Annotated in this window: 11 protein-coding genes; 3 read left to right on the forward strand and 8 right to left on the reverse strand. The window is 47.6% G+C overall.

From position 1 onward, the window contains the following. Positions 1-64: 64 nt before the first annotated feature. The 3 genes from carA to AACU59_RS16450 all read left to right on the forward strand — a co-directional run bounded on the left by carA (position 65) and on the right by AACU59_RS16450 (position 5474). Positions 65-1204 (forward strand): glutamine-hydrolyzing carbamoyl-phosphate synthase small subunit, encoded by a 1140-nt coding sequence (gene carA / locus AACU59_RS16440; protein ID WP_094144948.1) that lies wholly within the window; start codon positions 65-67, stop codon positions 1202-1204. 16 nt (positions 1205-1220) lie between these two features. Next, positions 1221-4451, forward strand: a complete 3231-nt coding sequence (carB, locus tag AACU59_RS16445) for a carbamoyl-phosphate synthase large subunit (protein ID WP_017046523.1) — start codon at positions 1221-1223, stop codon at positions 4449-4451. A 243-nt stretch (positions 4452-4694) separates the two neighbouring features. Continuing rightward, positions 4695-5474, forward strand: a complete 780-nt coding sequence (locus tag AACU59_RS16450; protein ID WP_017047462.1) for a TSUP family transporter — start codon at positions 4695-4697, stop codon at positions 5472-5474. Here AACU59_RS16450 and AACU59_RS16455 read toward each other — a convergent pair. The 8 genes from AACU59_RS16455 to gltB form a co-directional block, all read right to left on the reverse strand. Further along, positions 5398-6270 (reverse strand): LysR family transcriptional regulator, encoded by an 873-nt coding sequence (locus AACU59_RS16455; RefSeq protein WP_017047463.1) that lies wholly within the window; start codon positions 6268-6270, stop codon positions 5398-5400. The genes AACU59_RS16450 and AACU59_RS16455 overlap by 77 nt on opposite strands. Before the next feature lie 102 nt (positions 6271-6372). Then, a complete protein-coding gene (locus AACU59_RS16460) occupies positions 6373-6993 on the reverse strand; it encodes a TRIC cation channel family protein (RefSeq protein WP_094144949.1) in 621 nt (206 codons plus the stop codon). Between the two features lie 74 nt (positions 6994-7067). After that, on the reverse strand, positions 7068-7892 hold the full coding sequence (gene btuF / locus AACU59_RS16465; protein ID WP_094144950.1) for a vitamin B12 ABC transporter substrate-binding protein BtuF: 825 nt from the start codon (positions 7890-7892) through the stop codon (positions 7068-7070). Next, complete coding sequence (locus AACU59_RS16470) at positions 7893-8846, reverse strand: cobalamin biosynthesis family protein (RefSeq protein WP_094144951.1); 954 nt, start codon at positions 8844-8846, stop codon at positions 7893-7895. 17 nt (positions 8847-8863) lie between these two features. Beyond that, complete coding sequence (gene mtnN, locus AACU59_RS16475) at positions 8864-9559, reverse strand: 5'-methylthioadenosine/S-adenosylhomocysteine nucleosidase (protein ID WP_010320300.1); 696 nt, start codon at positions 9557-9559, stop codon at positions 8864-8866. Between the two features lie 240 nt (positions 9560-9799). Next, positions 9800-10228 carry a DUF1499 domain-containing protein gene (locus AACU59_RS16480; protein ID WP_415679710.1) on the reverse strand — a complete coding sequence of 143 codons (429 nt, stop codon included), beginning with the start codon at positions 10226-10228 and terminating at the stop codon, positions 9800-9802. 149 nt (positions 10229-10377) lie between these two features. Then, positions 10378-11790 carry an FAD-dependent oxidoreductase gene (locus AACU59_RS16485; RefSeq protein ID WP_094145488.1) on the reverse strand — a complete coding sequence of 471 codons (1413 nt, stop codon included), beginning with the start codon at positions 11788-11790 and terminating at the stop codon, positions 10378-10380. Positions 11791-11808: 18 nt separating this feature from the next. After that, the gene (gltB, locus tag AACU59_RS16490; RefSeq protein ID WP_094145489.1) at positions 11809-16272 is read right to left on the reverse strand and encodes a glutamate synthase large subunit; all 4464 of its coding nucleotides are present in this window, start codon (positions 16270-16272) and stop codon (positions 11809-11811) included. Positions 16273-16430 lie beyond the last annotated feature (158 nt).

The following is a 16430-nucleotide window of genomic DNA, read 5'->3' on the forward strand; positions in this document are numbered from 1 at the left end:
GCCTTAAGGAAGACAGATTTGCAGTTTAATTTATATTTTTTGCATTTTTATTCTGGAGGTTGTCTTGAGTAAGTCAGCACTGTTAGTCCTAGAAGATGGGACGGTGTTCCACGGTGTATCCATTGGCGCTGATGGAATATCCGTTGGTGAAGTCGTCTTTAATACCTCGATGACGGGGTACCAAGAAATCCTCACTGATCCTTCCTATTCTCAACAAATCGTTACTCTTACTTACCCCCACATAGGCAATACCGGAACCAATTCCGAAGACGAAGAATCCTCTTCTATCCATGCACAAGGCCTTGTGATTCGCGATCTCCCTCTTATCGCTTCTAACTTCCGTAATGAACTTTCCCTTTCTGACTACCTTAAATCACAAAATATTGTGGGCATTGCCGATATCGACACGCGCAAGCTAACGCGCATTTTGCGTGAAAAAGGAGCTCAGAATGGCTGCATTATGGCAGGTGACCATTTAGATGAAGCACTGGCGCTGGTAAAAGCCAAAGAGTTCCCCGGTTTAAAAGGAATGGATCTTGCGAAAGAAGTTACAACAAAAGAAGCGTACCAATGGAAACAAGGTTCGTGGACGCTCGAAGGTGGACTTCCTGAAGCGAAAGATGACAGCGAGTTGCCCTATCACGTTGTTGCCTACGATTTCGGTGCAAAGCGCAATATCCTCCGTATGTTGGTTGACCGAGGATGTCGCCTAACTGTGGTACCAGCACAAAGCTCGGCTGAAGAAGTTCTAGCGCTGAAACCTGATGGTGTCTTTTTATCAAATGGCCCTGGCGACCCAGAACCATGTACTTATGCGATTGAAGCAACCAAAGTGTTCTTAGAGAAAGGGCTGCCTATTTTTGGTATCTGTTTAGGACATCAAATTTTGGCATTGGCGTCTGGTGCAAAAACAGTAAAAATGAAATTTGGCCACCATGGCGCGAACCATCCAGTGAAAGATTTGGATCGTAATGTGGTGATGATTACGGCACAAAACCACGGTTTTGCTGCTGATGAAGCAACGCTGCCTATCACACTTCGTGCAACGCACAAATCGCTATTTGATGGTTCACTACAAGGAATTCACCGCACCGATAAGCCAGCCTTTAGCTTTCAGGGACACCCTGAAGCGAGTCCTGGCCCGCACGATGCCGCCCCTTTGTTTGACCATTTTATTGAACTAATTAAAAAGCACACAGCGTAATTCGGAGTAGTAGACAATGCCAAAACGTACTGACATTAAAAGTATTCTAATTCTAGGTGCTGGCCCGATTGTAATCGGTCAGGCTTGTGAGTTTGACTACTCTGGCGCTCAAGCATGTAAAGCCCTGCGTGAAGAGGGTTACCGAGTGATTTTGGTCAACTCGAACCCTGCCACTATCATGACTGACCCAGAGATGGCCGATGCGACTTATATTGAGCCTATCCATTGGGAAGTAGTGCGTAAAATCATTGAAAAAGAGCGCCCAGACGCGGTATTACCGACCATGGGTGGCCAAACTGCATTGAACTGTGCACTTGAACTGGAAAAGCATGGTGTTCTGGCTGAGTTTGGCGTTGAGATGATTGGCGCAACGGCTGATGCGATTGATAAAGCGGAAGATCGTTCTCGCTTTGATAAAGCGATGAAGTCAATCGGCTTAGCTTGTCCTCGCGCTGATACGGCAAAAACGATGGAAGAAGCTTACCGCGTTCAAGAGATGGTGGGTTTCCCTTGCATTATTCGTCCTTCATTTACCATGGGTGGAACCGGCGGCGGTATCGCTTACAACAAAGAAGAGTTTGAAGAGATTTGCCGCCGTGGCCTTGATCTTTCGCCAACCAACGAGTTGTTGATTGATGAATCACTCATCGGTTGGAAAGAGTACGAAATGGAAGTGGTTCGCGATAAAGCGGACAACTGCATCATAGTCTGTGCGATTGAAAACTTTGACCCAATGGGTATTCACACGGGGGACTCGATCACGGTAGCTCCTGCGCAAACGCTAACTGACAAAGAATATCAGATCATGCGTAACGCATCGCTAGCCGTACTGCGTGAAATCGGTGTGGAAACGGGTGGTTCGAACGTACAGTTTGGTATCAACCCGAAAGATGGCCGCATGGTGATCATCGAGATGAACCCACGTGTTTCTCGCTCTTCGGCTCTTGCATCTAAAGCGACGGGTTTCCCCATTGCCAAAGTTGCGGCCAAATTGGCGGTAGGTTTCACACTTGATGAGTTAATGAACGATATTACTGGTGGTGCAACTCCAGCGTCGTTTGAACCAACCATTGATTATGTTGTGACGAAAATCCCTCGCTTTAACTTCGAAAAATTTGCCGGTGCTAACGATCGCTTAACCACGCAAATGAAGTCGGTGGGCGAAGTGATGGCGATTGGTCGTAACCAACAAGAATCGCTGCAAAAAGCACTGCGTGGGCTGGAAATTGGCGTAAACGGCCTAGACGAAATGGTTGATTTAGACGCACCAGATGCACTGACTAAAATTCGCCATGAGCTGAAAGAAGCGGGTGCTGAGCGTATTTGGTATATCGCAGATGCTTTCCGCGCTGGTTTGTCTGTGGATGGGGTCTTCAACCTGACTAACGTTGATCGCTGGTTCTTGGTACAAATCGAAGAACTGGTCAAAATGGAACAAGAAGTCAAAGCGGGCGGTTTTGCTGGCTTAAATGCGGATGTTCTACGCAAGATGAAGCGCAAAGGTTTTGCGGATGCGCGTCTCTCTTCACTGCTTGGCGTGGCTGAAAGTGAAATTCGTCGTATGCGTGACCAATATAATATTCATCCGGTTTACAAGCGTGTCGATACTTGTGCGGCGGAGTTTTCGTCTGATACGGCTTACATGTACTCCTCTTATGATGACGAATGTGAAGCACAACCGACCGATAGAGACAAAATCATGGTGCTCGGCGGTGGTCCAAACCGTATTGGTCAAGGTATCGAATTTGATTACTGTTGTGTTCATGCCTCACTCGCGCTACGCGAAGATGGTTATGAAACCATCATGGTTAACTGTAACCCTGAAACTGTTTCAACAGACTATGACACTTCCGATCGCCTCTATTTTGAACCAGTGACACTCGAAGATGTATTGGCGATTGTTCGTGTTGAAAAACCTAAAGGCGTCATCGTGCAATACGGTGGTCAAACACCACTGAAATTGGCTCGTGCACTTGAAGCCGCTGGAGTGCCTATCATTGGTACTAGCCCAGATGCGATTGACCGCGCCGAAGATCGTGAGCGTTTCCAGCAAGCGGTTGATCGTTTAGGTCTGCTGCAGCCAGAAAACGCAACAGTGACCACAATGGAACAGGCGATTGAAAAATCGAAAGACATCGGCTTCCCGCTGGTGGTACGCCCGTCTTACGTTCTTGGTGGCCGCGCGATGGAAATCGTCTATGACGAACAAGATCTGCGTCGTTACTTTAACGAAGCCGTCAGTGTGTCGAACGAATCACCAGTACTGCTTGATCGCTTCCTTGATGATGCAATTGAAGTCGATATCGATGCGATTTGTGATGGTGAGCGTGTCGTCATTGGCGGCATCATGGAGCACATTGAACAAGCGGGTGTTCACTCTGGTGACTCAGCTTGCTCTCTACCGGCTTACACGTTAAGCCAAGAAATCCAAGATGTGATGCGTGAACAAGTTGAGAAGCTGGCGTTTGAATTAGGCGTTCGTGGTTTGATGAACACGCAGTTTGCGGTTAAAGATAATCAAGTTTACCTGATTGAAGTTAACCCTCGTGCCGCTCGTACTGTACCGTTTGTGTCAAAAGCAACGGGCGCACCGCTTGCCAAAATTGCCGCGCGCGTGATGGCAGGGCAGTCTCTAGAGTCACAAGGCTTTACTAAAGAGATCATTCCTCCTTACTACTCAGTGAAAGAAGTGGTTCTGCCATTTAATAAATTCCCTGGTGTTGACCCACTGCTTGGCCCTGAAATGCGTTCAACGGGTGAAGTGATGGGTGTGGGTGCAACGTTTGCTGAAGCTTATGCAAAAGCGGAATTAGGTTGCGGTAATGTTTATCCTGAAGGCGGCCGAGCTCTGCTCTCTGTACGTGAAGGTGATAAACAGCGTGTGGTTGATTTAGCGTCGAAACTGGTGAAATTAGGTTATCAGCTTGATGCTACCCACGGTACAGCTGTAATTTTAGGTGAAGCCGGTATTAACCCACGTTTGGTGAATAAAGTGCATGAAGGTCGCCCTCATATTCTTGACCGTATTAAGAATAATGAATACACCTACATCATTAATACAGCCGAGGGGCGTCAAGCGATTGAAGATTCTAAAGTTCTTCGTCGTGGAGCATTAGCACAAAAAGTCAACTACACCACAACACTGAATGCTGCTTTTGCAACCTGTATGTCTCATACGGCCGATGCGAAGTCATCAGTTACGTCAGTGCAAGAGTTACACGCGCAAGTGAAAGCACACTTAGCATAAGCGTTAAAAAATAATAAATCAGTAGGTCTAAGACCTACATGACAACCTCATTGCCCGCTGAATTAAGCGGGCTTTTTTTATTCGGCCGAATTGAATCGTTTTACCAATGAAGAAGAGATTTGGCTTAGAGGATAGCTTTTTAATTGATGAAAAATGGGAATGGGTTGTTGTCTTGGCTTTCGCTGTTTTCACCTTTTAAGTGGTGCTATTGTTGGTTTTTATTGTTCAATGCGTTGATAAGAAATGGAACTTTCACTGGAAGTATTAGGCCTGTTGTTTTTGGTTGCAGGGATTGCAGGGTTCATTGATGCGATGGCTGGCGGTGGCGGTTTGCTTACTTTGCCGGCTTTGCTGGCAGTAGGCGTACCACCGACTCAAGCGCTGGCTACCAATAAGCTGCAAAGCTCATTTGGCAGTTTCTCCGCCACTTGGTATTTTGTACGCAATGGCATTGTGAACCTAAAAGAGATGAAGTTGGCGATAGCTTGTACTTTTATCGGCGCTGCGTGTGGGGCTGAACTTGTGCAGCATATGGATGCCAGTTTGTTGACCAGCTTAATCCCGCTGTTGCTGATCGGTATTTCGCTCTATTTTCTACTTGCACCCGCGACGAAAACCCACAATGGGCCTGCTCCATTGTCTGAAACGGCTTTTGCTTTTACGGTCGGTTTTGGTATCGGCTTTTATGATGGTTTTTTCGGTCCGGGCACCGGGTCTATTTTTACGGTCTGTTTTGTCGTGTTAGGTCATTTTTCGTTGATTGAAGCGACTGCAAGAACCAAGGTTCTCAACTTCACTTCAAACATTGCTGCGCTGCTTTTTTTTGTTATTGCTGGCTTGCCGATTTGGAAGATAGGGCTGGTGATGGCCGTTGGTGGTTTTTTAGGGGCGAGAATGGGCGCAAAGATAGTGGTGACTAAAGGGCAGAAATGGATCCGCCCATTAGTTATTGTGATGTCGATGTTGATGGCAATAAAACTTCTTTGGCAACAGCATCAGCAATGGTTGTTATCAATCTTTTGACCCTTGGCGAGCGATAACTATTGCTGCGCAGACAGAGATGAACAGGCCGAACCAAAGGTTGTAGTTCATCAAAATCAAAGTAATAGCGAGGTTCAATGTTCAGCGCTTTAATCACTGAAAGTGGTACTAAAGCAGGCGTCATGCCTCCTAATGCCAATTGTGCTGCGGCCGTATACGAGTCCATTTCCATCTGTGGCGTGATGGCGAGTTTCGCCAATATATCGACTTGATAGGCGTTCGCTGGGTTGGATAAATCATTGGTAACGAGCTGTTTAGGTAACGAAGATAAGGGTGTTTGGCTGACGATGTAAAAGGGTTCATCTACCAGATGAAACGTCATTAGCCCATGATTAGCGGGTAAGTAGCCTGCGCAAAATCCTAATGTCGCTTTGCCTGATTGAACGTGCTGAACAATCCTCGGCGTATGGTTCGTGGTAATGGTGATGAACTTATCGTGCTTGAGGTACTGCCCCATGGTGGTATTAATATAGCCAGCGACTAACGTTTCTGAGCAGTCTATCCTGATCAGTGTGGCATCCGTAAAAGATTGCTGATCGAAAATTAAACCGCATAACTCACTAAAGCTTGGGCCAATAGTTTCAACCAAGGCCTGTGCATCTGTGGTTAATTTAATCTGTCGGCCATCAGGCTCAATCAGCTTTTTACCGACCCTTTTTTCTAAATTAGCAATCCGCTTACTAACGGCGGACTGGCTAATGTAGAGTAGGCTGCCCGTACGCCCCATGGTTTTTTCTTTGCTCAGTACCAGCAAAGTTTCGATACCTTCTAGCAACATAATTAATGACGATGAGGAATAGATTAGCTCATCTTATCGCAAAGCGACCATAACCCATAGCGTCTGTACATGTTACTGTTTGTGGTTTTGATGAGATCGGCTTTATTTATTCAGTGCAAAAGTGGGCAGTGATAAGTGCCAGCGGATCGCTCCAAGTCGAATGATTAAGGTTGAGGCGACTCCGGCCAGAAAGGCGCTTGAGCTATCGTAGCCCATCTCTAGTGCTGTGGTATGAAACAGACCGCCGATGATACAAGCTGTAGCATAGACTTCGCTGCGTAGCACCATTGGAATCTCACGGGCCAGTACATCACGAATAATACCGCCGCCACAGCCAGTAATAACGCCCATGATTACCGCAACCATGGCCGAGTCTTGATAGTTCATCGCCTTTTCAACACCAATGCCAACAAACACCGCTAAACCGATTGCATCACAAACGGGTAAGATCCACCAAGCAACGCGTTTAGGCCTGCGAACCAGCAGCATGGTGAGCAAACAAGTGATGAAAATGACCCAAAGATAAGTGGTGTCTTTTATCCAGAAAACTGGCGTCGCACCCAATGCCATATCACGAATTGTTCCACCGCCAATTGCAGTAACGCTCGCAAGCACGACCACGCCAAACGGGTCCATTTTTAATCGACCAGCTAATAAAACACCAGAAATGGCAAAGATAGCCGTACCAAATAAGTCAATAAAATAGAGCAGCATGGAGTCCATGTTACTAGGTTCTCTTTAGTCGTTAATGGAACAAAATTCGGGCAGGAATTGTACGAGATTTTATTACGCAAGCGTTAGTGTTTTTGGCGAACGACGGAAAAGTACTCACACACTTCTTTTATCGCTTGCAGTGTTCTGGGCGTTGGTCGATTTAACCAATCTGAAGTCAGTGCCCACACAAACCCGTTTTGTACAGCGGGTAGTTGCTGTTGCCACTTTTGCCACATTGTGCCATTTTTTATCGCATGTTCAGAGGTGAAAATTACATCAGGTTTAGCCAGCAGCACTTGCTCAATCCCAACTTGAGGGTAGGGGGATGCGCTGTTGGCAAAAATATTTTCGCCGCCACAAAATTCAAAGATCTCACTGGGCCAACTGCCTTTGGCCAGTGTGATGATCGGTTTTTCACTGAGTTGATAGAAATAACGAACTTTACTTTGGCTGCCATAACTCTGTTTCAGAGTGATGAGTGATTGACGAAAATCACGCGCTGCTTGCTGGCCGATACTCGGATCATCGGCAAATTGGCTAAGTGCTTCAATATTATTGGCAATGTCATCGAGTTTTTGAGTTTTTGTCGTATAAATCTTCAGCCCTAACTGCTTTAATTTATCGAGCTCCTTCGCCGGATTGCCTGCAGGCCAAGCAATCACTAAATCCGGTTTTAGGGTAAGAATGCGCTCTATATTCAACCCTTGGTAATTGGCCACTTTTTCGAGTTTGAGTGCTCGTGCTGGGTAGTCACTGTACTCGCTGACGGCCACCAATTTATCACCAAGGCCAGCCGCAAAGGCCAATTCCGTGGCATGAGGCGCTAAGCTAATGATGCGTTTAACTTGCGCTTGAACTGGAAAAGCCACGCACAGCGTGACGACAACATTGAGAAACAGTAAACGCATCTAAAATCCTTGATGGACGAGCAGCAGTATCACGCTCTCTAATGCTATCCACGCGAAAATACGCCAAGCTAACAGTTTTTGGATTTGCGCAAGGTGGAAGGCTGATGGGGCGATACGTCCGCCTATTTTTACGCGCAGGGCTTTTTTATCACCGTAGATAGCTGGGCCACCTAAGGCCAGTGATAGTTTATTGCCGACGGCGGTTAACAGCCATGCAGGCCCCGGCAGTGGCCATAAGCGGCTTTGTTGTAACATGGCTGAGAAGGTGTTTGATGCGTTGCGACCAATGATAATCAATAGGCTAAATAGGCGCAGTGGCACAAAGTCAAACATGGCGAGTAAGCGCACTGATGGAATACCAAAAGGATGAAATGCCGTTCGCGAAGGCGCCCAAGCTCTGGCGAGTTCAGCGATGAGACGGTACATCAACGCGCCAATACCGCCAAGACAGGCGTACCAAAACAGCACTGCAATCACGTTGCGCCCATAGCCAACAATGACGGTTTCAGCCCCCGCCTTACCTAACCCCAGCGCTGACAAGCTATCGGTTTCACGATTGACAAAAGGGGCAAGTACGCTGCGAGCGTATTTTTTGTCTTCTTTGCTGAGTGCGCCGATAAGCTGATTGGCTAATAACTCTTGGCTACGCCAATCAAATGCGAGTAATAGTAGCGCTAAATCAAATAGTTGAGGTTGCCATACCAAAGGTTTTAACGCGACTAAGGTGACCCATGCGGGTAAGCACATCAATAACCAAGCCAGTGAGCCGGAAAGTAGGCTTTGTGAATAACTGCTACTGGTATTGACTTTATCCGCTAATATTTCCGCAAATTTTCGCCACAAAGTGACGGGATGAGCGTTACGCGGGATGGGTAAAATAAGATGAAAAGCAACCGCTCCCCACATCACGAGGAGCGTACCGTTGGCATACAAGTAGGTGATTAACTCGTCCATGTTGAGTCTGTCACTGCTTACTTAAGCAGTTCGACCATCTTAATCACCATTTCTGATGAGCTTTGTGCGGCAAGCGGTAAAAATTCATCAAAGGACATCGGCGACGCTTTATCGGCTACATCTGAAATGGCGCGAACGACCACAAAAGGCACTTTGAATTGGTGACAAGTTTGTGCAATTGCTGAAGCTTCCATCTCAACCGCAATCACGGTTGGGAAGTGTTGGCGAATAAAGCTTTGACGCTCAGCGGTACAAACGAAAGCATCCCCGGTACAAATCAGGCCGCGTACCGCGTGCTTATCTTTGATGTGTGTGAGTGCTTGTTCTGCAACGCGGATCAATGCATCATCCGCTTTGAAAGCGGCTGGTTGACCTGCCATTTGCCCCATTTCATAGCCAAATGCTGTTACATCGGCATCATGGTGACGAACTTCGCTTGAAATGACTACATCACCCATGGTTAAGCTTGAATCAAAACCACCTGCAGAACCGGTGTTAATCACTACATCTGGTTGGTATTCATTAAGTAAAAGAGTGGTGCCAATGGCTGCGGCGACTTTACCAATGCCAGATTGTAGCAGCACCACATCCACCCCATGGATTTGACCTGAAAAATAGGTGCAGCCCGCTTTGCTGACTTGTTGAACATTGTCGATTGCGTTTTTTAATATCGCGACTTCTTGCTCCATCGCGCCAATAATGCCGATTTTCATGAGGTTTCTCTTATTCGGTTAGTAGTAAATATTCGGTTAGTAGTAAATATCTGGTGAATATACCCTTCCTACTTGAAGTCGCAGTGGTGTTGGCTACGTTCGTTCACCCCAATCACATAGTTTGCCTATGCTCATGGGGACTCACTCACTTGCCGCCTACCTGCAACTCCAAGTTGTTTGGGTATAGCAAGATTGGCCGAAGTTTAGCACGAAACTTTCCGCCAGTGCGATATCGAGCAACTATTCAATCAAGCCTGCTTTGGTGAGGTTTTCTCGCAGTGTTTCTGCTCGCTTACGATTGACGCCCATATCGGAATAACCCATGCGCGATTCAGATCGTACCATTAAACGCCTATTCTCTATCTTAAGTTCAAGATCATCCACAAATCGCCAAATACGACTGGTGCATTCAATGCGGAGATAATTGCCCTCTTTCACCGCCGTTTTAGAGCGGGGAATAGAAAGCGCAACCGCTTCAATTTTATCTAAAGAGACGCCCGTTTTGAGGATAAAGGGAGAGAGCGAGAACGCGTTACGCTCATCTTGAGTCGAAACGCAATTCGGTTTATTTCCGCAAGGGGTCGCAGTGCGATCGGTCATGGTTGTTACTCCTTGGCTGCAAGCGGTTAACGTGGCAAACATCAGTAAACTTAGTACTACGCGCATGATAGTCCTTATCAAATCAATCCTCATTACCAATCACCAAAATGCAAGCGAGCTGCAGTCGATGGCTTAAGGAAAATGGCTTAAGAAAAATGGCCTAAGAAAAAAGGATTCACGTTACCATGAATCCTTCAAGGATATTAAGCAGTTAAGGCTTAAAGACCTAAGTAGTCAAGTATTCCTTCTGCGGCTTTGCGCCCTTCGTCAATGGCCGTGACGACCAGATCGGAGCCGCGTACGGCATCCCCACCCGCAAAAATTTTTTCATTACTGGTTTGGTACTGGAACGATTGCTGCGACGCGGCCTTAATGCGTCCCCATTGATCAAGTTCAACGCCGAATGGCTCAAGCCATGGCATGGCATGTGGCTGAAAACCAAACGCCATAATGACGGCATCGGCTGCCAACACATGTTCGCTGCCCGCAACGGGCTCGGGCTTGCGACGCCCAGCCGCGTCAGGCTCCCCCAAGGCGGTTTGCACCACTTTAACGCCACTCACTTGGCCTTGTTCATTGACCTCAATGGCGAGCGGTTGCAGGTTGAACATAAATTCTACGCCTTCTTCTTTGGCATTTTTCACTTCTCGGCGCGAACCCGGCATGTTCTCTTCATCGCGTCGGTAGGCACAAATCACTTTGGCGGCATGCTGGCGAATGGAAGTACGCACGCAATCCATCGCAGTGTCTCCGCCTCCAAGTACCACGACTTTTTTGCCCGCCATATCAATAAATGGTTGGGGTGATTCCAAACCCATCACTTTATAAGTATTTGACACTAAGAAGGGTAGAGCATCGTAAACACCGTTTGCCTCTTCATTTTCTAGCCCTGCGCGTATGTTTTGGTAAGTCCCGACACCGAGAAAAACTGCATCATATTCATTAAGCAGCGTTTGCAGTGTGATGTCTTTACCTACTTCGATGTTGAGCTGAAATTCGACTCCCATCTCACTGAAAATGCGGCGGCGGTTTTCCATTACGCCTTTTTCAAGTTTGAAAGAGGGAATACCAAAGGTTAGCAAACCACCAATTTCAGGATAGCGATCAAACACCACGGGCTTCACCCCGTTGCGCACTAAAATATCGGCTGCGGCTAGGCCGGCTGGGCCTGCACCAATGATCGCCACTTTCTTATCCGTCCACTCCACGTGCGACATGTCTGGTTTCCAGCCCATCTCAAACGCTTTGTCGTTAATGTATTTTTCGATGTTACCTATGGTGACCGCACCAAAGTCATTGTTTAGGGTACAAGAACCTTCACAGAGGCGATCTTGTGGGCAGACTCGCCCACACACTTCGGGCAAGCTGTTGGTTTGGTGCGATAGTTCAGCGGCTTCAATAATGCGCCCTTCGTTGGCCAGTTTTAGCCATTGCGGAATGTAGTTGTGCACTGGGCATTTCCATTCGCAGTAAGGGTTGCCGCAATCTAAGCAGCGATCCGCTTGAGCGGTCGCTTGCTGTTTGGTAAAGGGTTCGTAGATTTCGACGAACTCGATTTTGCGAATAGTGAGCGGCTTTTTTGCCGGATCAACTCGATTCACATCAATAAATTGGTATACGTTCTGGCTCATTAATCTGGCTCCTTCCAATTATTGCGCTTGAACGCGAAGTTCGGCGGCACTGCGGCTTTGATGGCCGAGTAGGGTTTGCAGATCCGCCGCTTGGGGTTTGATGAGATAGAACTTTGGAATCCATTCATCAAAGTTCGCTAAGATCTGTTCAGCATGCACCGACCCCGTCTCTTCCAAATGCTCGGCAATTAAACCACGTAAATGTTCTTGGTGAATGTAGAGATCTTGCAATGAAATAGCCTCTACTGATTCACTATTGACTCGACCTTGGAAATCACCGTTTTCATCCATCACGTAAGCAAAGCCGCCCGTCATACCCGCGCCAAAGTTAACGCCTGTTGCGCCCAAAATGGCGACGATTCCGCCGGTCATGTATTCGCAAGCGTTATCACCAGCGCCTTCGATAACTGTGATAGTGCCAGAGTTACGCACACCAAAACGCTCTCCCGCTTTGCCAGCCGCAAACAGCTTGCCGCCAGTTGCGCCATATAAACAGGTGTTGCCGATGATCGTAGCGTCGTTGCAGTTAAAAGCGGTGCCAAGGTGGGGTTTGATGACCAGCTTTCCGCCTGCCATCCCTTTACCAACATAGTCATTGGCATCGCCAGTAAGGTAAAGCTCAACACCACCTGCGTTCCATACACCAAATGACTGACCTGCTGTGCCATCGAGATAAATTTTAATCGGCGAGGCGGCCACGCCTTGGTTACCATAACGTTTGGCGATTTCACCAGATAGGCGAGCACCGAGCGAGCGATCAGTATTTTGTACGTTGTAATACAAGCTGATCGATTGTTGTGCTTCAACTGCCGCTAAAGCGTCATCGACAAATTGTTGGTTAAGTTGTCCTTTATCAAACGGTGTATTGGGTTGAGTCCAGTAAAGCGGATGACCCTGAGCCGATACTGGCGCTTCCAATAAACCGGATAAGTTCAATTTGCTTTGCTTGGCGGTCATCCCTTCCAGTACTTCTAGTAAATCGGTGCGGCCAATCAGATCGGTGAGCTTTTCAACGCCCAACTGCGCCAAGTAACCACGGACTTCGTCGGCAAGACCGATGAAATAGTTCATCACCATCTCAGGTAAGCCTTTGAAATACTCTTTACGCAGCGTTTCATCTTGCGTTGCTACGCCCGTCGCACAGTTATTAAGATGGCAAATCCGTAAAAATTTACAGCCCATCGCGACCATAGGGGCAGTGCCAAAACCGAAGCTTTCAGCACCTAAAATCGCGCCTTTAATCACGTCCAGTCCTGTTTTTAGACCACCGTCAACTTGAAGTCGAATTTTGTGGCGTAGGCCGTTTGCGACTAACGCTTGTTGGGTTTCAGCAAGGCCGAGTTCCCAAGGGCTACCCGCGTATTTTACCGAGGTGAGTGGGCTAGCCGCTGTACCGCCGTCATAACCGGAAATAGTGATAAGGTCGGCGTAGGCTTTGGCAACGCCAGTGGCAATGGTGCCAACGCCCGGCTCTGAAACCAATTTGACCGATATCAGCGCTTTTGGGTTAACTTGTTTGAGATCGAAAATCAGCTGGGCTAAATCTTCAATTGAATAAATATCATGGTGTGGTGGTGGTGAAATTAAGGTCACGCCTTGCACTGAGTAGCGCAACTTGGCAATTTCCGCGGTCACTTTATGGCCGGGAAGTTGGCCACCTTCACCCGGCTTCGCTCCTTGCGCCACTTTAATTTGTAGCACGTCAGCATTGGTGAGGTAATGCGGAGTCACGCCAAAACGCCCTGATGCGACCTGCTTAATACGGGAGTTACGTTCAGTGCCAAAACGGCGTGGATCTTCTCCACCTTCACCAGAGTTGGAGTAGCCACCTAAGCGGTTCATTGCGGTCGCTAACGCTTCATGGGCTTCTGGGCTTAAGGCGCCAATCGACATCGCCGCAGAATCAAAACGTTTAAATAGCTCCGTACTGGGTTCAATTTTTTCCAGTGGTAGCGGTGTCGCTGATTTTTTTAAGCGCAGTAAATCGCGTAGCATCGCGACGGGGCGTGCGTTGACCTGCTGGGCAAAGCTTTGGTAATCGGCGCTTTCACCTGATTTAACTGCGGCTTGTAAGGTGCCAACCACATCTGGGTTATAGGCATGGTATTCACCACCATGCACGTATTTTAATAAGCCACCTTGTTCGAGCGTTTTACGTTTGGTCCACGCTTTACGCGCTAAATTAAATAGATCTTGTTGGAAGTCTTCGAAGTTGGCACCTTGAATACGCGTGGTGACGCCTTTAAAACACAACTGAACTACGTCGCTATGTAGGCCAACCGCTTCAAACAGCTGCGAGCAGCGATAAGAGGCAACGGTTGAAATGCCCATTTTCGACATGATTTTCAATAAACCTTTGTCGATACCGTAACGGTAGTTTTGCATCACCTCGCGATAGCTTTTTTCCAACGTGCCATCATCAATCATTTTGCCGAGCGTTTCGTAGGCCAAGTAAGGGTAGACGGCGGTTGCGCCAAAGCCGATTAAGACCGCAAATTGATGAGGATCACGTGCGGTGGCGGTTTCGATAATGATGTTTGCATCGCAGCGTAAGTTGGCTTCGACTAAGCGAGTGTGTACTGCGCCCACGGCCATTGCCGCTGGGATCGGCAGTTTATCCTTATGCAAAGCGCGGTCAGACAATACGATCAATACCGATCCTTGGCGTACAGCCTCCTCTGCTTGTTGGCAAAGTTCGAGCAAAGCTTGCTTGAGATCCTTATGCTGTGGATCGTAATTGATGTCTAAAATGGTATTGCGATAGTGTTTGTTGCTGAGCTCCAATAGCTGTTGCATGTCGGAATAGAGCAAGATAGGTGAATCAAAGGTAACACGATAAGCGTGACCATCGGTTTCACAGAACACGTTCATCTCTTGGCCGATGCTGGTGGCCAGTGACATCACGTGCTTTTCACGTAGTGGATCGATAGGCGGGTTCGTAACTTGGGCAAATTTTTGGCGGAAATAATCGGTAACCAAGCGCTCTTTCGAAGAGAGCACCGCCATCGGCGTATCATCACCCATTGATCCCACCGCTTCTTGGCCTACATCTCCCAGTACGCGCAGTACTTGATCAATCTCTTCGTTGCTCATTGCAAACTGTTTTTGATAGGTTTTTAGCTCGTCATTGTCAAAGCTGCGCTCGCCCACCAAGTCGTCACTGAGTTCAGAAAATGGCGTTAATCGGTGGACGTTATTTTTCATCCACTCGCCATAAGGGTGGCGGCTTTTGAGATCGTTATCAATTTCACTAGATTGCCACAATTTCCCATGGCGGGTGTCGATCACCAGCAGTTCACCGGGCCCAACGCGGCCTTTTTCAGCCACTTCATCGGGCGCGTAATCCCAAATTCCGACTTCAGAGGCGAGGGTGATGAGTTTATCTTTGGTGATCACATAACGCGCAGGGCGAAGGCCATTGCGATCAAGGTTACAAGCAGCATAACGGCCATCCGATAACACAATGCCAGCTGGGCCATCCCATGGCTCCATGTGTTTTGAGTTAAAGTCGTAAAAGGCACGAAGGTCTGGGTCCATATCAGGGTGATTTTGCCACGCCGGCGGCACTAACATACGCATGGCACGGAAAATATCCATTCCCCCCGCTAAAAACAGATCGAGCATGTTGTCTAAGCTTGATGAATCGGAACCTGTTTCATTGACAAATGGCGCGGCGGTTTGCAGATCCGGTAGTAGGGGAGAGGCAAATTTGTAAGCCCGTGCTCGCGCCCATTGACGGTTCCCTTCGATAGTATTGATTTCGCCATTGTGCGCTAAGTAGCGGAACGGCTGTGCCAGTGGCCAACGTGGCTGAGTATTGGTTGAAAAGCGCTGGTGGAACAAGCAAATGGCTGATTCCATCCGTAGATCAGCTAGGTCAAGATAAAAGCGTGGTAGGTCTGCAGGCATGCACAAGCCTTTGTAAACAATGACTTGAGTCGATAGTGAGCAAATATAGAAATCACGATCTTCGGTGATCTGTTTTTCAATGCGACGGCGAGCAATGTAAAGGCGTCGTTCAATGTCTCGTTCACGCCAACCCGCTGGAGCACTAATAAAGACTTGTTGAATATCAGGCACGGATTCGGCAGCAATAGGGCCAAGCACAGCTTGGTTCGTTGGTACGGTTCGCCAACCTGTCACTGTGAGTGTTTCTTGCGCCAGTTCTTTGTTGATAATATCGCGCGCTGATTGCGCTTTGACCGGATCTTGGCTGAGGAAAATCATACCAATCGCATACTGTTTGGCGAGCTTCCAGCCTTTTTCTTCAGCGATGAGTCGTAGGTAACTATCTGGTTTTTGTAGTAATAGACCACAGCCATCACCGGTTTTACCATCGGCTGCGATGCCGCCACGGTGGGTCATGCGATCTAATGCTGAAATCGCGGTTCTGACTAATTTATGGCTGGTTTGGCCTTCCATGTGGGCGATCAAACCAAATCCACAGTTGTCTTTCTCTAAACTTGGATCATATAGAGCCATTGCAATTCTCCCTTTGCTTCTCTGTCATCCAGACAGTAAATGACTAACTATTCTATTTTTGTTGTTTTAAGTGGGTAATTATGCGTTCATTCTCAATTTAAATTTTAACAAAAATGATTATTTTAATTTTCACTGACTTCACAACCTATAGCTTATGG

The sequence above is a fragment of the Vibrio sp. V23_P3S9T160 genome (genome assembly GCF_963886625.1).
Classification (GTDB): Bacteria; Pseudomonadota; Gammaproteobacteria; order Enterobacterales; family Vibrionaceae; genus Vibrio; species Vibrio anguillarum.